General features: G+C 69.1%; 20 protein-coding genes and 5 tRNA genes. 7 read left to right on the forward strand and 18 right to left on the reverse strand.

Annotated elements, in window-relative coordinates:
* Positions 1–11 precede the first annotated feature (11 nt).
* From EJG53_RS11590 to leuC, 5 genes are all read right to left on the reverse strand, one after another.
* On the reverse strand, positions 12–233 hold the full coding sequence (locus tag EJG53_RS11590; protein WP_125044779.1) for a hypothetical protein: 222 nt from the start codon (positions 231–233) through the stop codon (positions 12–14).
* A 150-nt stretch (positions 234–383) separates the two neighbouring features.
* Positions 384–1,112, reverse strand: a complete 729-nt coding sequence (locus EJG53_RS11595) for an HU family DNA-binding protein (RefSeq protein ID WP_125044780.1) — start codon at positions 1,110–1,112, stop codon at positions 384–386.
* A 125-nt stretch (positions 1,113–1,237) separates the two neighbouring features.
* Positions 1,238–1,483, reverse strand: coding sequence for an SCO5555 family protein (locus tag EJG53_RS11600; RefSeq protein ID WP_031007214.1), 246 nt, complete (start codon positions 1,481–1,483; stop codon positions 1,238–1,240).
* Between the two features lie 135 nt (positions 1,484–1,618).
* Positions 1,619–2,212 (reverse strand): 3-isopropylmalate dehydratase small subunit, encoded by a 594-nt coding sequence (leuD, locus tag EJG53_RS11605; RefSeq protein WP_125044781.1) that lies wholly within the window; start codon positions 2,210–2,212, stop codon positions 1,619–1,621.
* A 3-nt stretch (positions 2,213–2,215) separates the two neighbouring features.
* The gene (gene leuC, locus EJG53_RS11610) at positions 2,216–3,652 is read right to left on the reverse strand and encodes a 3-isopropylmalate dehydratase large subunit (RefSeq protein ID WP_125044782.1); all 1,437 of its coding nucleotides are present in this window, start codon (positions 3,650–3,652) and stop codon (positions 2,216–2,218) included.
* A 172-nt stretch (positions 3,653–3,824) separates the two neighbouring features.
* On the opposite strand from leuC, the gene ndgR reads away from it, so the two are divergent.
* Positions 3,825–4,541, forward strand: coding sequence for an IclR family transcriptional regulator NdgR (gene ndgR, locus EJG53_RS11615; RefSeq protein ID WP_003984709.1), 717 nt, complete (start codon positions 3,825–3,827; stop codon positions 4,539–4,541).
* Between the two features lie 81 nt (positions 4,542–4,622).
* Here ndgR and EJG53_RS11620 read toward each other — a convergent pair whose 3' ends face one another.
* Positions 4,623–5,105 (reverse strand): DUF4188 domain-containing protein, encoded by a 483-nt coding sequence (locus EJG53_RS11620; RefSeq protein WP_125044783.1) that lies wholly within the window; start codon positions 5,103–5,105, stop codon positions 4,623–4,625.
* Positions 5,106–5,189: 84 nt separating this feature from the next.
* Between EJG53_RS11620 and EJG53_RS11625 the strand changes: the two genes are divergently transcribed.
* Complete coding sequence (locus tag EJG53_RS11625) at positions 5,190–5,840, forward strand: MerR family transcriptional regulator (protein WP_125044784.1); 651 nt, start codon at positions 5,190–5,192, stop codon at positions 5,838–5,840.
* Between the two features lie 79 nt (positions 5,841–5,919).
* Here EJG53_RS11625 and EJG53_RS11630 read toward each other — a convergent pair.
* From EJG53_RS11630 to EJG53_RS11655, 6 genes are all read right to left on the reverse strand, one after another.
* Positions 5,920–5,992: transfer RNA gene (locus EJG53_RS11630), tRNA-Glu, on the reverse strand.
* A gap of 38 nt (positions 5,993–6,030) precedes the next feature.
* Positions 6,031–6,102: transfer RNA gene (locus EJG53_RS11635), tRNA-Gln, on the reverse strand.
* 16 nt (positions 6,103–6,118) lie between these two features.
* Positions 6,119–6,191, reverse strand: a tRNA-Glu gene (locus EJG53_RS11640).
* A gap of 63 nt (positions 6,192–6,254) precedes the next feature.
* Positions 6,255–6,327, reverse strand: a tRNA-Glu gene (locus EJG53_RS11645).
* Positions 6,328–6,367: 40 nt separating this feature from the next.
* A tRNA-Gln gene (locus EJG53_RS11650) sits at positions 6,368–6,439 on the reverse strand.
* An 88-nt stretch (positions 6,440–6,527) separates the two neighbouring features.
* Entirely contained in the window at positions 6,528–7,253 is a 726-nt protein-coding gene (locus EJG53_RS11655) for an HAD family hydrolase (RefSeq protein WP_125044785.1), read from the reverse strand.
* 496 nt (positions 7,254–7,749) lie between these two features.
* On the opposite strand from EJG53_RS11655, the gene EJG53_RS11660 reads away from it, so the two are divergent.
* The gene (locus EJG53_RS11660) at positions 7,750–8,541 is read left to right on the forward strand and encodes a hypothetical protein (RefSeq protein WP_125044786.1); all 792 of its coding nucleotides are present in this window, start codon (positions 7,750–7,752) and stop codon (positions 8,539–8,541) included.
* Between the two features lie 56 nt (positions 8,542–8,597).
* Complete coding sequence (locus tag EJG53_RS11665; RefSeq protein WP_125044787.1) at positions 8,598–8,816, forward strand: hypothetical protein; 219 nt, start codon at positions 8,598–8,600, stop codon at positions 8,814–8,816.
* Between the two features lie 87 nt (positions 8,817–8,903).
* On the opposite strand, the gene EJG53_RS11670 is transcribed toward EJG53_RS11665, so the two are convergent.
* Genes EJG53_RS11670 through EJG53_RS11680 form a run of 3 tightly spaced genes read right to left on the reverse strand, consistent with a single transcriptional unit; the run spans position 8,904 to position 10,178 of the window.
* Positions 8,904–9,098, reverse strand: coding sequence for a DUF397 domain-containing protein (locus EJG53_RS11670; RefSeq protein WP_125044788.1), 195 nt, complete (start codon positions 9,096–9,098; stop codon positions 8,904–8,906).
* Between the two features lie 8 nt (positions 9,099–9,106).
* Complete coding sequence (locus EJG53_RS11675; protein WP_031007197.1) at positions 9,107–9,307, reverse strand: DUF397 domain-containing protein; 201 nt, start codon at positions 9,305–9,307, stop codon at positions 9,107–9,109.
* 16 nt (positions 9,308–9,323) lie between these two features.
* Positions 9,324–10,178 carry a helix-turn-helix domain-containing protein gene (locus EJG53_RS11680; RefSeq protein ID WP_031007195.1) on the reverse strand — a complete coding sequence of 285 codons (855 nt, stop codon included), beginning with the start codon at positions 10,176–10,178 and terminating at the stop codon, positions 9,324–9,326.
* 131 nt (positions 10,179–10,309) lie between these two features.
* Between EJG53_RS11680 and EJG53_RS11685 the strand changes: the two genes are divergently transcribed.
* The 3 genes from EJG53_RS11685 (at position 10,310) to EJG53_RS11695 (ending at position 11,312) form a co-directional block, all read left to right on the forward strand.
* On the forward strand, positions 10,310–10,609 hold the full coding sequence (locus tag EJG53_RS11685) for a hypothetical protein (protein ID WP_125044789.1): 300 nt from the start codon (positions 10,310–10,312) through the stop codon (positions 10,607–10,609).
* Positions 10,610–10,743: 134 nt separating this feature from the next.
* The gene (locus tag EJG53_RS11690; RefSeq protein ID WP_030018350.1) at positions 10,744–11,076 is read left to right on the forward strand and encodes a DUF6247 family protein; all 333 of its coding nucleotides are present in this window, start codon (positions 10,744–10,746) and stop codon (positions 11,074–11,076) included.
* A complete protein-coding gene (locus tag EJG53_RS11695) occupies positions 11,073–11,312 on the forward strand; it encodes a hypothetical protein (RefSeq protein WP_125044790.1) in 240 nt (79 codons plus the stop codon). Before EJG53_RS11690 ends, EJG53_RS11695 begins: the two co-directional genes overlap by 4 nt.
* A 79-nt stretch (positions 11,313–11,391) precedes the next feature.
* Here the strand turns inward: EJG53_RS11695 and gltX are convergent, their stop codons facing one another.
* The 3 genes from gltX to EJG53_RS11710 form a co-directional block, all read right to left on the reverse strand.
* Complete coding sequence (gltX, locus tag EJG53_RS11700) at positions 11,392–12,870, reverse strand: glutamate--tRNA ligase (RefSeq protein WP_125044791.1); 1,479 nt, start codon at positions 12,868–12,870, stop codon at positions 11,392–11,394.
* Complete coding sequence (locus tag EJG53_RS11705; protein WP_030018347.1) at positions 12,863–13,624, reverse strand: fumarylacetoacetate hydrolase family protein; 762 nt, start codon at positions 13,622–13,624, stop codon at positions 12,863–12,865. Before EJG53_RS11705 ends, gltX begins: the two co-directional genes overlap by 8 nt.
* A gap of 86 nt (positions 13,625–13,710) precedes the next feature.
* The gene (locus EJG53_RS11710; protein WP_125044792.1) at positions 13,711–13,932 is read right to left on the reverse strand and encodes a hypothetical protein; all 222 of its coding nucleotides are present in this window, start codon (positions 13,930–13,932) and stop codon (positions 13,711–13,713) included.
* Between the last annotated feature and the right edge of the window lie 467 nt (positions 13,933–14,399).

A 14,399-nucleotide genomic window follows, 5' to 3' on the forward strand; every position in this document is an offset into this window, starting at 1 on the left:
CCGGAAAGCCGTCAGAACGTCTGAAGCGTGACGAGCACGATGCGGCGCCCGTCCGTCTCCGTGCCGCCCCCGGCCTCTCCCTCGACGTCGATACGGACCCGCTGGCCGGGCCGCAGCAGCCGCAGGCCGCCCGCGTCGAAGGCCGCGGCGTCGAAGGGCAGCGGGGTGCCGTCGTCGAGCAGCACGCTGCCGGAGCGGGTCTGGGCGTCGTAGGTGTACGCGGTGGCCTGCATGGTGACCAGCCTAGACGGCACACGGCGTCCGGGCCGCGCCGCGCACCGCGTCCGGGCCGCGCCGCGCACCTGGCGGGCGGTCCGCGACGCACCGCGGGCCGGGCTCCCCGAGGGGAGTCCGGCCCGACGCGTGGCGTCGCCGCTGCTGGATTACCGCTTGCGGGCGGTGGTCTTCTTGGCGGTGGTCTTGCGGGCCGTGGTCTTCTTGGCCGGGGCCTTCTTGGCCGTCGCCTTGGTCGCGGGCGCGGTCTTCTTGGCCGTCGCCTTCTTGGCGGTGGCGGTGGCCTTCTTGGCCGGGGTGGCCTTCTTGGCGGCGGTGGCCGTGGTCTTCTTGGCCGCCGACTTCTTCGCCGTGGTGGCGGTGGCCTTCTTCGCCGCCGGGGTGGCCTTCTTGGCGGTGGTGGCCGTGGCCTTCTTCGCCGTGGCGGTGGTCTTCTTCGCCGGCGTGGCCTTCTTGGCGGCGGTGGCCGTGGCCTTCTTCGCGGCCGACTTCTTGGCCGTGGCCTTCTTGGCGGCGGCCTTGGCCGTCGTACGGGTGGAAGAACCGCCCGAGAGGCTGCCCTTGGGAGCCTTCTTCACGGCCACGTCGTTCTTCGGGAGCTTCTTCGAGCCGCTGACCAGGTCCTTGAAGCCCTGACCCGCGCGGAAACGGGGCACCGAGGTCTTCTTGACCCGCACCCGCTCACCCGTCTGCGGGTTGCGGGCGTAGCGGGCCGGACGGTCCACCTTCTCGAACGAACCGAATCCGGTGACCGATACGCGGTCGCCGGAGACAACTGCACGGACGATTGCGTCCAGTACCGCGTCCACCGCGTCCGCGGCGTTCTGACGGCCGCCGAGCTTGTCGGCAATGGCTTCTACGAGCTGCGCCTTGTTCACGTCTTCCCCTTCGGAGACATTGCTGGAACGAAAGTGTTCAAGCCTTTTCGCACGTTAGGCAGATATATACCGCAAATCAAACACGAAACGGGCTAATCACCCTTGTGCCGCAACGAACTCGACCTTCACGGAGTTCCATCGGCGTGCACGTCTACGGGAAAGCGACCCTCGTCGAGGTCGTTCATGAACCACTCCAGACGCCTTGCCGCGTCCGCCAGATCGTGTTTCGCCGCCGCCGTGATGACGAGCAGCTTCCGGGTCAGCGCCATGCGTACGCCCTCCGGGACTTGCAGTGTCCGCACTCGTGTGTGTGCGTCCTTGAGTCGGTCGGCGACGACACCGTAGAGCTCGAGTTGGTCGTCGCGTTCCATGCGCTAATTGTGCCATCTGCGGCGAGTTGTCGCTTCACGGGGCCTCAACGGCAGCCTCCACACGCCGATGCGCCCCCTGCCAACTAGCAAGGGGCGCATCGTACGCAATAAGGCTTTGAGCCAAAAAACCCGAGGTCAGACTACTACCGTACGCGGCTTGAACGACGGCCTGTTCGCCTCGTACGTGGCGATGGCCTCCTCCTCCCGAAGGGTGAGGCTGATGTCGTCCAGGCCCTCCAGCAGCCGCCAACGCGCGTTCTCGTCCAGCTCGAACCCTGCGGTGATGCCCGGTGCCCGGACCTGCCGGCCGACGAGGTCGACGGTGACCTCGGCCGCGGGGTCGGCCTCGGCGAGCTGCTGCAGCGCCTCGACGGTCTCCTGCGGCAGCACCACGGTCAGCAGTCCGTTCTTCAGCGAGTTGCCCCGGAAGATGTCCGCGAAACGCGCGGAGATGACGGCTTTGAAGCCGTAGTTCTGCAGGGCCCACACCGCGTGCTCGCGCGAGGAGCCGGTGCCGAAGTCGGGTCCGGCCACCAGGACGGTCGCCCCCCGGTACGCCTCCTGGTTCAGGACGAACGCCGGATCCTTGCGCCAGGCCTCGAAGAGCCCGTCCTCGAAGCCGTCCCGGGTGACCTTCTTGAGCCAGTGGGCCGGGATGATCTGGTCGGTGTCGACGTTGCTGCGGCGCAGCGGGACGGCCCGGCCGGTGTGCGTGGTGAAAGCTTCCATGGTTCAGACTCCCGCGGGCGTGCGTACGTCGGCGTCGGCGTCGGACAGGTCGGCCGGCGATGCCAGATGGCCGAGAACCGCCGTTGCGGCGGCGACCTGGGGCGAGACCAGGTGGGTACGGCCGCCCTTGCCCTGCCGTCCCTCGAAGTTGCGGTTGGAGGTCGAGGCGGACCGCTCGCCGGGTGCGAGCTGGTCCGGGTTCATGCCGAGGCACATCGAGCAGCCGGCGTGCCGCCACTCTGCACCGGCCTCGGTGAACACCTTGTCGAGGCCCTCCGAGACCGCCTGGAGGGAGACCCGTACCGACCCCGGTACGACGAGCATCCGTACGCCGTCGGCGACCCGGCGGCCCCGTACGATCTCGGCGGCGGCGCGCAGATCCTCGATGCGCCCATTGGTGCAGGAACCTACGAAGACGGTGTCCACACGGATGTCGCGCAGCGGCTGACCCGCCGTCAACCCCATGTATTCCAGGGCCTTTTCGGCGGCGAAGCGCTCCGATGCGTCTTCGTACGAAGCGGGGTCGGGGACGTCCGCCGAAAGGGGTGCGCCCTGGCCCGGGTTGGTGCCCCAGGTGACGAACGGCGCCAGCTCGGAAGCGTCCACGACGACCTCGTGGTCGAAGACCGCGTCGTCGTCGGTGCGCAGGGTCTTCCAGTACGCGACGGCGGCGTCCCAGTCGGCCCCCTGGGGCGCGTGGTCGCGGCCCTGGAGGTAGGCGAAGGTGGTCTCGTCGGGGGCGATCATGCCGGCCCGGGCGCCCGCCTCGATGGACATGTTGCAGATGGTCATCCGGGCCTCCATCGAGAGCTTCTCGATGGCCTCGCCGCGGTACTCGATGACGTACCCCTGGCCGCCGCCGGTGCCGATCCGGGCGATGACGGCGAGGATCAGGTCCTTGGCGGTGACGCCGTCGGGCAGCTCGCCCTCGACGGTGACGGCCATGGTCTTGAAGGGCGCCATCGGCAGCGTCTGGGTGGCGAGCACGTGCTCGACCTGGCTGGTGCCGATGCCGAAGGCCAGCGCGCCGAAGGCGCCGTGGGTGGAGGTGTGGCTGTCGCCGCAGACCACGGTGGTGCCCGGCTGGGTCAGTCCCAACTGCGGTCCCACTACGTGGACGACTCCCTGCTCGACGTCGCCCAGCGGGTGCAGCCGGACGCCGAACTCCGCGCAGTTCTTGCGCAGCGTCTCCAGTTGCGTGCGGGAGACGGGGTCGGCGATCGGCTTGTCGATGTCGAGGGTGGGGGTGTTGTGGTCCTCGGTGGCGATGGTGAGGTCGGTGCGCCGCACCGGCCGGCCGGCCTTGCGCAGGCCGTCGAACGCCTGCGGGCTGGTCACCTCGTGGAGCAGGTGCAGGTCGATGAAGAGGAGGTCGGGCTCGCCTTCGGCGCGCCGGACGACGTGGTCGTCCCAGACCTTCTCCGCGAGTGTCCGTGCCATCGCTTTCCCTCCGGCCGGCCGCATTGCCGGCCCAACTCGACTGTGTACGCGGCGCCCGTCCCCCGGATCCGGACGCCGTGCCGGGCCCTGGTCGGGGGCCGCGCCTACAGATTGGCGGCTTCCCAGGAAAATTGAACTTGCGTTTCACACTGTGAGACGCGAGTATCGTTGCATGGACAACTCTAGCGGCGTCGGCGTTCTCGACAAGGCAGCTCTGGTACTGAGCGCTCTGGAGTCCGGTCCGGCCACCCTCGCCGGGCTGGTCACGGCGACCGGGCTCGCACGACCCACGGCACACCGGCTGGCCGTGGCACTGGAACACCACCGGATGGTGGCGAGGGACATGCAGGGCCGGTTCATCCTCGGCCCGCGGCTGTCGGAACTGGCCGCCGCGGCCGGCGAGGACCGCCTGCTGGCCACGGCCGGACCGGTGCTCACGCATCTGCGCGACGTGACGGGCGAGAGCGCGCAGCTCTACCGGCGCCAGGGCGACATGCGGATCTGCGTGGCCGCGGCGGAACGGCTGTCCGGACTGCGGGACACCGTCCCGGTCGGCTCCACGCTCCCCATGAAGGCCGGTTCGGCCGCCCAGATCCTGATGGCCTGGGAGGAGCCGGAGCGCCTGCACCGCGGCCTCCAGGGCGCCCGTTTCACGGCCACCGCGCTGTCCGGCGTACGACGCCGGGGCTGGGCGCAGTCGATCGGCGAGCGGGAGCCCGGCGTGGCCTCGGTCTCCGCCCCCGTACGCGGCCCGTCGAACCGCGTGGTCGCCGCCGTCTCGGTCTCCGGACCGATCGAGCGGCTGACCCGCCACCCGGGCCGGATGCACGCCCAGGCGGTCATCGACGCGGCGGCCCGGCTCAGCGAGGCGCTGCGCCGTACGGGCTGAGCCGCTGACCTGCGAAAACGAACGACCGGCCGGTGCGGCCGCCGACGCCCGCACCGGCCGGTCGGCCACACCGAGGCGTGACTACACCCCGCCCACGGGCGCACTGAGCGCCCCGCGCCGCCCCGGCGCGGCGATACCGTATGCGGCGCCGAGCCCGCCCAGCGGCATCGAACTGTAGATCGTGCTGTACGCGCCCGCCGGTACGACATAGGTCTCGTGCCAGATCCCCACCGCCCCTGCGCCGCTCCGCGCGCGGCGGTTGAACGCCGCCCACGCGGGGCGGTGCCCCATCTCCGGGTCGGCGGCGTAGGCGTACAACTTCTCGCGCGACTCCCAGTATTGGACGACGGTGAAGACGCGCGGCCCGCCGTTCAGCATCCGGTAGGCGAGCATCCCGGCGCCCGGGTCGCACACCAACTCCCTGACCAGCCGCGGCATCGCGCGTAGCACGGGAAGCCAACTGCGCACCGCCCGGAACTTGTTGATGCGCATACCGACCAGGAAGACGACCACCTCCCCGTCGGCGTCCGCCACCGTGCGCCCCGATACGACCTTGTCCCCCATGACGGTCCCCCTACCTCCCGACTCTTTGGATAGCGTCACTATCCATGCTTGGATAGTGACACTCTCCAAGGAAGGGCGCAAGCGGTGCGACTGTCAGAACTGAGCGAACGCAGCGGGCTGTCCACCGCCACGATCAAGTACTACCTGCGGGAAGGACTGCTGCCGCCCGGCGAACGGATCACCGCCACCACCGCCGAATACGGCGACGCCCACCTGCGCCGGCTGCGCCTGGTCCGCGCGCTGGTCCAGGTCGGCAAGATGCCGGTGGCCACCGCGCGCGAGGTGCTGGCCGCGGTCGAGGACGAGTCGCTGGACCACCACCTGCGCCTCGGCGCGGCCGTATGGGCCCTCCCCCACCCTCCCGGCCCGCCCAAGGAGGCCCCGGAGACCACCGCCGCCCGCCGCACGGCCGACGAGCTGCTGCGCCGCCTGGGCTGGCAGTACGGGCTGGAGGTCGGCCCGGTCTCCCCCACGTACGGCATGCTGGTGAACGCGCTGGCCGCGCTCGCCCGGCTCGGCTATCCGCACGCCGTCGAGAACCTGCTGCCGTACGCCCGGCTCGCGGGCGAAATGGCCGTCGCCGACCTGGATTTGGTGGAGGAGTACGAGACGCCCGCCGAGCAGGTGGAGGCCGCGGTGGCCCTGACCGTGCTGCTCGAACCGGTCCTGCTGAGCCTGCGGCGGCTGGCGGAGGCGGAGGAATCGCACCGCCGCTTCAGGGGCGACACCTCGTGACGCCGGACCCTGCGCGAGGGCCTTCCCACGCGAACGCGAAGAAGCCCTCCCCCGACCAGGGAAGGGCCTCTTCTGTGCGTACCCCCGACCGGATTCGAACCGGCGCTACCGCCTTGAGAGGGCGGCGTGCTAGGCCGCTACACAACGGGGGCCTGCTTTGCAGAACCACAGTCTGACCTGCGGTTTCGCGCTGGGCTACCAGGACTCGAACCTAGACTAAATGAACCAGAATCACTCGTGCTGCCAATTACACCATAGCCCATGGTGGTTTAGACCAGTACCCCCGACCGGATTCGAACCGGCGCTACCGCCTTGAGAGGGCGGCGTGCTAGGCCGCTACACAACGGGGGCCCTAGCGATCCTTGCGTCGTCGCATCCGGGAGCGACCCGAAGGTGACGGTGAGAAAGGATCTGTACCCCCGACCGGATTCGAACCGGCGCTACCGCCTTGAGAGGGCGGCGTGCTAGGCCGCTACACAACGGGGGCCTGGTACTGCATGATCAAGAGACCTTCAGAAGATCTCTTGCTGGGCTACCAGGACTCGAACCTAGACTAACTGAACCAGAATCAGTCGTGCTGCCAATTACACCATAGCCCACCGGAACGCAACCCCCGCCAGGGGTCTTGTTCGGCTTGCGCTTCCCGGTCCGGCTTTTTCGGCCCGCCCGGGCGGCGCAGAAAGAACATTACCCGAAGGTGGACGACGCTCCAAAACCGATAAGGCCGCGCACCAGCCCCGGCAGCTCGCCGAGCCCGCCGATCCGCGTCACCCCGTCCGGCACGTCCCCCTCCACCCCGCTCCGGTCCACCCACACGGCGCCCAGCCCCGCGTCGCGCGCGCCGATCGCGTCCACGTCCAGCTTGTCCCCGACGTACACGACCCGCTCGGGCGCCAGGCCCATGGCGTCACAGGCCGCCAGGAACGCCTCCGCCGCCGGTTTCGCGTGCCCCACCTCGTCGGCGCACAGCACCACCTCGAAGTGCTCGCGTATGCCGAGCGCCCGCAGCTTGCGGTCCTGATTACGGACGGACGAGTTCGACAGCACACCCTGCCGGGCCAGCGGCGCCAGGTCCGTCAGCGCCTGCACGGAGTCCGGGAACAGCGTCCAGGCCGCCTCGTACAGCGCGACGTACCGCCCGAACCAGGCATCGGCCTCGTCGTCACTCAGCTCCGCCCCGAGGAAGGCCCGAGCCCGCTCCCTGCGATGCTCCAGGAACCCCACTTCCCCGGCGAGAAACCGCCCGAAGGCGGCTTCCATGCACTCCCGCCACCGCCCGAGCGCGCACTCGGCGTCCGCGTACCGCGCGAGCAGCCCCTCCGCCTCGATGTGCCGCAGGGCTCCCACGCGGTCCGACCCCGTGTAGTCGAAGAGGGTGTCGTCCACGTCCCAGAGGACGGCCTCGATGGTCATGAAGCCGACGGTACCCGGACGGGCCGCGCGAGCGCCCGAGTTTTCGCCCTGCCCACGTCAAGGCCATGGCAATGCGGGTCCGCGTGGCCGGCTACCGCCACCACAGCGAGTGGGGAAAACACAAGCGCGCGGAGGCGTGCCGAGGCGCGCTCGCGCACCGAAGGTGGCATGGGGCTCCGGTGGCCGGGGGTCGACCGTCGGACCCCTGCGCGCTTAGCGGTTACGTACGGGCACATGGCGCGTGCGGTCCCGGCCGGACCCATTCGCCGGTGCGGGACCAAGGTCCCGGCCGTCACGTCAATCGCTTGGGCCTCATCAGCAGCCGGCCCAGCCGTACGGCTCGCGCCCCCGGGACCAAGGACCCGATTCCCGAGGTAATCGCTCATTCAACCTTTAGCTACCCCTTCGGATATGCCACGCTCAGATCCGCTCGCCCCTGGCATATGCCCAACACATTGGCGCCAGAGGGTTGCAGATCCGTCTACGAAGGGCCTTCATGAACCACCGCCAGCGCATAGCCAGTACCGTCGTCGCCACCATCAGCGCAGCAACACTCACGCTCGGGGCCGCCCCCGCCGCCTTCGCCGGTGACATCCCTTCCCCGGCCGAGCAGACCGCGGCCTTGGTCGAGAAGGCCACCGGCACCACCGACATCGCTCTGACCCCGGCCCCTGGCACCACGATCCCCCAGCGTTCCACCGGGGACGCCAAGGCCGGCACCGCGACGGGTGACGCCGTATCCATCGCCCTTCCCGGCACCAAGAACGTCACCGGCGCCAAGGCCGGCAAGAACACCACTGTCTACCCCGGCGCAGCCGAGGCCACCGACCTCGCCGTCCAGCCCACCACCGACGGCGGCATTCGCGCCCTGGCCGTCCTCAAGGACGTCACCGCCCCGCGCGAACAGCGCTACGACGTCGGCCTTCCCGCCGGCGCCCGCCTGGTCGAGCTCGACAACGGCGCGGTCGCCGCCATCGCCAAGAACGGCACCTTCCTCGGCGGTTTCACCACCCCCTGGGCCAAGGACGCCAACGGCAAGCCCGTACCCACCAGCTACCGCGTCGACGGCAACACCCTCGTCCAGTCGGTACGGATCGCGGACTCCACGGCATTCCCCGTCGTCGCCGACCCCAAGTGGCTGAACGATGCGGCCAAGGGAACGGCCGCCGGCCTGGTCGGCGGATGTGCGGCCGGCGCCCTCGCCGGAGGAGTGGGGTGCCTCCCCGGAGCTGTCGCATCAGGTGTGGCCGGTGGCGTCGCCGGGGCGATCAGCGGCCTCTTCGGCTGACAGCCGTTGCCTTCTTCCTTCGATCCCGGACGACATGGCCTGTGAGGAGCACCGACATGACAGACAGCATGGAGAGTCGGCACCCCAGCGCTGAGCGGACCGTCTCGCTCGCGGTGTTGTGCGGACTGGGAGTGGTCCTCGGCCTCAGCCTGGGCCACCAGTCTTTTGTAGCCAGCGTCCTGTGGGGGCTGGCCGGAGGGATCATCGCGGCACCAGTACTCATGGGCGCCACCCGAGTCGCCCGATACGTGGCCAAGCGGCGATCCACACGGTGACCCGATCGAGACCGGGCCCGCACCTCACATCAGCCGAGGCAGATGCCAGGAGTGGACCGGTCTCGATCGGTCGGTGACAAACCCTGGCTACAGCATTCCCTCTACACCGCTTCCCTTGAGGACCGCCACAAACGCGGCCAACCCCTGGCGGGAGGTCGAGAGGGTCACCTGCGGATCGTCGCTTTCCCGCAGACGTACGGTGCCGTCAGGTACAGCAACGATGTTCACGCAGTTCGCACCCGCATTGCTGTACGAAGACTTCTGCCAGACCAGGCGGAACATAACGGGCTTCACCCCCTGGCAGTTCGTCCCACACCGCTCGCCTTGATCGCCGCCAGGAACGCGGCCAGCCCGTCGCGAGTGGCCGACAGGATCGCCTCCGGAGCATCGCTCTCGCGGAGAAGTACGGTGCCGTCAGGTGTGGCGGCGATGTTCACGCAGTTGGCAGCCTCTCCACTGAAGGTCGACTTCTGCCAGGTCAGACGGGTCATGCTGGGCCTCGCTCCTTCACAACTCGTTCCTCACCCGCAGGATCAGGTCCCGCGACTGAGACGGCTTCAGCGCCCGGGACTCCATTCGGTCCAGGACGGCGCGGTACTTCGTGACATGCGCCTCTCCACCGATGAAGAGGGAGCCATGGTCGGTGTCGAGCTGGATCGTGTCCAGGTTGGGGATGTCGCCGACGAACTGGACGATGCCGTGCCCTGCTCCGGGGAAAGTGCCCGTTCCGAACGGGATCACCCGCACGTCCACGTGCGCCTCCTCGCTCCGGTCGACGAGATACTGGAGCTGTTCCCGCGCGACGGCGGGACCGCCAAACCCTATGTGCAAGGCGGCTTCGTGAATGATCGCCAGCAGCGGGGTCGCTGATTCCCCATGGACCACGCCTTGGCGCTTGAGGCGATGGGAAACCCGATGCTCGATCTCATCGGGAGTCAGGTGAGGCACTACGTCACCGATGACCACACGGGCATGGTCCCTGGTCTGCAACAGCCCAGGGATGTGGATCACCGAGGCGACCCGTAGGGCACGTGCGTGATGTTCCAGCTCGGCCAGGTCCAACGCGTCAGCCGGCAGGATCTCGCGGTACTCCTCCCACCAGCCCCGCGTACGGCCGCCGGTCATCGCGGCTAGCGCCTGAATGAGGGCGTCATCCGAGCATTCGTAGAGCCGGGCCAACGCCCTGACACGGTCCGCGCTGACCGCGTAACTACCCGCCTCGATGTTGCTGATGCGCGATTGCGGCGCACCGAACAGTTCCCCGGCGCGCGTCGCGGACAGATCTGCGTGCTCGCGCAGACGGCGCAGCTCAGCTCCCAGACGTCGCTGTCTGACCGTCGGCGGAACCTTCGCACGAGCCACGCCTGCCGCCCTTTCACTCACACGAGTGGTAGTGATATGCGATCCAGCAGAATGCTGGGCTGCATACCAGCCATTGCCCTAGCCTCCTAGTCACCAGCCGATCAACTTCGCCCACAGCCAGGAGACTTCACATGACCACCGTATCCCCACCCCCGCCCCTCCCCGACCCACCCAACGGCTTCGCCCAAGAGGTCCAAGAACTGGTCGACGCCACCGCGCCCCGCCTCTTCGCCGTCGTCGAGGAGTTCGGCATCTGCGGCCTGCGGGACGCTCGGGTCGCCGCCTGGGGGCTCGCCTACGAGGACGGGCGGGCGGATGTCGCCGCCGTGGAGGGTGGCTTCCGGATGTCGGTGGCGGCGCCGGAGCGCGCGGCCCGGTTCGTGTCGATGCGGCCGGGGAGTCTCGGGAGCGTCGTCTGGCCGGGGGCGTGAAGGACGGGCCGATTCGACCGTCGCCGGTCATGATGCGCCCGTTGCGGCACGGAAGCGCGGATCTCCTGGATGCGTGCCCCACCGCCGCCTACCGTGGGTCCCGCCCTGCCAACACGTACCGGAGGTCGCCGGCCATGGACAGAGAGATCGAAGTGGACCGGGACGCCTGCGAGCGGACTCCGGACGCCATCCGTACGGCGTTGCAGCGGCGGCCGGACTGGCTGCAGTACTTCGAGCAGGACTGGCTCAGCGCGGCGGCGGAGTTCGATCGTGCGGAGCTGGACCGGGTTGTCGACAAGTGGTTCCCCTTCGCTTGCGCGTGCGCGACGCCCGGCTACCTGGATCAGGTGGAGCAGATGGCCAAGCGCCTGGCGGAGGGGGACACGGAAGGCATGGTCTTCCGGGACGCCGAGGGCAACGCGTACGACGCCGAGAACAATCCGATCGACGTCGGCAGGTGCCCATGACCGCTTACGTCATCAGGTACGCGGACCGTGCCGCACGGTGCAAGGCGGCCCTGGGCACCGCGCAACGGGCCTCCTTGGAGGAGCTGGAGAAACGGCTCAGCCTGAACCCGTTCGGCGCGCCCGCCAAGAGCCATCGGGACAACAGTTGGTCGGCCGCCTTCGAGGGCGGCTTCATCCAGTACGTGGTGTCCAACACGCACGTCGTGATCAACGTCATCGATCTCGTGGCCGCGTGACCCACCCCCACCACGTGCGAAGGGGCGGCCACCGAATTCCGGTGGCCGCCCCTTCGCCGTACGGCGTAAAGCCTCCGCGTTACGCGCCCAGCTTCGCCAGCGCCGCGTCGATGCGGGCCAGCGTGCGCTCCTTGCCCAGGATTTCCAGGGACTCGAAGAGCGGGAGGCCGACCGTGCGGCCGGTGACGGCCACGCGGACCGGGGCCTGGGCCTTGCCGAGCTTGAGGCCGTGGGCCTCGCCGGCGGCCAGGACGGCCTCCTTGAGGGAGTCGGGGCTGGACCAGTCGGCGCCGGCCAGCTTCTCGCGGGCGGTGGTGAGCAGGGCCACCGGGTCGCCCTTCATCGCCTTGTTCCAGGACGCCTCGTCCTCGACCGGCTCCTTGCGGAAGAGGAAGTCGACGTTGGCGGTGATGTCGGAGAGGACCGTCAGGCGGGTCTGCGCGTGCGGGGCGATGGCCTGCCAGGCCGCCTCGTCGAAGTCGGCCGGGTCCCAGTTGGCGTGGGGGGCCTGGAGCCAGGGGCGGCAGGCTTCGATGAACGCCTTCACGTCCAGGCGGCGGATGTGGTCGGCGTTGATCGCCTCGGCCTTCTTGAGGTCGAAGCGGGCCGGGTTGGCGTTGACGTCGGCGATGTCGAAGGCCGCGACCATCTCCTCGATGGAGAAGACGTCCTGGTCGGCGGAGAAGGACCAGCCGAGGAGGGAGAGGTAGTTGAGGAGACCCTCGGGGAGGAAGCCGCGCTCGCGGTAGAGGTTGAGGGAAGCCTGCGGGTCGCGCTTCGAGAGTTTCTTGTTGCCCTCGCCCATGACGTAGGGCAGGTGACCGAAGTAGGGGACGTACTTGGCGACGCCCAGGTCGATCAGGGCCTTGTAGAGGGCCACCTGGCGGGGGGTGGAGGAGAGCAGGTCCTCGCCGCGCAGGACGTGGGTGATCTCCATCAGGGCGTCGTCGACCGGGTTGACCAGGGTGTACAGCGGCGCGCCGTTGGCGCGGAGGATGCCGTAGTCCGGGACGTTCTCCGGGGTGAAGGTCAGTTCGCCGCGGACCAGGTCCGTGAAGGTGATCGGCTCGTCCGGCATCCGGAAGCGGACGATCGGCTCGCGGCCCTCGGCCTCGTACGCGGTGATCTCGTCGGCCGTCAGGGCGCGGCACTTGCCGTCGTAACCGGAGGGCTTGCCGGCTGCGCGGGCGGCCTCGCGGCGGGCGTCCAGCTCCTCGGTGGAGCAGTAGCACTTGTACGCGTGGCCGGCGTCCAGCAGCTTCTGCGCGATCTCCTTGTAGAGGTCCATGCGCTGCGACTGGCGGTACGGCGCGTGGGGGCCGCCGACCTCGGGGCCCTCGTCCCAGTCCAGGCCCAGCCAGCGCATCGAGTCCAGGAGCTGCTCGTAGGACTCCTCGGAGTCACGGGCCGCGTCGGTGTCCTCGATGCGGAAGACCATGGTGCCCTGCTCGTGGCGGGCGTAGGCCCAGTTGAACAGGGCGGTACGGACCAGGCCCACGTGGGGGTTGCCGGTCGGGGAGGGACAGAAACGGACGCGGACGGGGGTCGCGTTAGCCACGCTTGATCACCTTGTTGGTGAGAGTGCCGATGCCTTCGATGTGGACGGCGACCTCGTCGCCGTCCTGGAGGGGGCCGACCCCGGCCGGGGTGCCCGTGAGGACGACGTCGCCGGGGAGCAGCGTCATCGCCTCGGTGATGTGCACGATCAGGTCCTCGACGGAGCGGACCATCTCGCTGGTGCGGCCGAGCTGGCGCTGTTCGCCGTTGACGGTGCACATGATGGTCAGGTCGCTCGGGTCCAGCTCCGTCTCGACCCAGGGGCCGAGCGGGCAGGAGGTGTCGAAGCCCTTGGCCCGCGCCCACTGCGCCTCGCGCTTCTGCACGTCGCGCGCGGTGATGTCGTTGGCGCAGGTGTAGCCGAGGATCACGTCCTTGGCGCGCTCGCGGGGGACCTCGCGGCACATGCGGCCGATGACGACGGCGAGCTCGGCCTCGTGGTGGACCTCCTGGGAGAAGGAGGGGTAGACCACCGGGTCGCCGGGGCCGACCACCGAGGTGGAGGGCTTGAAGAAGGTGACCGGCACATCCGGGACCTCGTTGCCCAGCTCGCGCGCGTGTTCCGCGTAGTTGCGGCCGACCGCGACGACCTTGTTGGGCAGGACCGGGGGCAGCAGGCGGACCTTGTCGAGGGGGACCTTGTGACCCGAGCGCTCGAATTCCGCGAAGGGGTGTCCCTTGATGACGTCGATGTCGTCGCCGTCGAGGACGCCGAAGCCGACGTTGCCGTCGATGGAGAATCTGGCGATGCGCACGGGTTGCCGCTGCCCCTCATAGATCACTGGCCGGAGTTGACACTCCAGGCTATCGCGGGGGGCGCGGCGGGCCCGCTTCCCCTAGGTCAGACGGCCGCGTCCTGGGCCGTGGCCTGCGCGGGGACCGTCTGCGGCGCGGGGGCGTCCATGAGGACGGTGCGGCGGGGGTTGGCGGTCTGGGTGGGCAGCTCGACGGGGTGCTCCGGGGCCTCGGGCGCGGCGTTCTGGAGGTCGTCGGCGTCCTTGAGGTGGGCGAGGGTGGTGCGCCGCGGGTTGGCTATGTTGCGGAACATCATCGTGGTCTTCACTGCTTCATGCCTCGCGTGGGGTCGGGGAGCAAGGCCGTTTCCCCGCGTCCGGAGGATTGCGGCCTTGTCATTTCGGGCAACTGTGTAAAGCGTCAGGCTATGCGCGCTATTCCCCGCGTGACTTCGGGAAAGTCGACACGCGGCCTGTGAGTTTGCTCACGAAGTGTGTGACAAATGCCGCATTTCTCATGATCAACATCCAGGGGCGAAACGGACATTGCTGGACTGAAGCCCATGTTCCGCTCCCGATCACCCCACCTGGGACAGGAGGTGCCCGCGAGCGACTCGCGGGCATTAGTCCGTTATCGACAGCGTCACTCTCTACGTGTTGTGACGTGTTCCGTACATTGCGTCACGCATGTCACAGCGGACGGCACCGCCCTTGTTGGAGATCCTGCACTGTGCTGGAATTCCACGGACCGCCGCAGGTTTCAGCCGGACGGCGCGCAGGGGGCGCAGCGAAGCGC

The sequence above is a fragment of the Streptomyces chrestomyceticus JCM 4735 genome (assembly GCF_003865135.1).
GTDB classification, from domain to species: Bacteria; Actinomycetota; Actinomycetes; order Streptomycetales; family Streptomycetaceae; genus Streptomyces; species Streptomyces chrestomyceticus.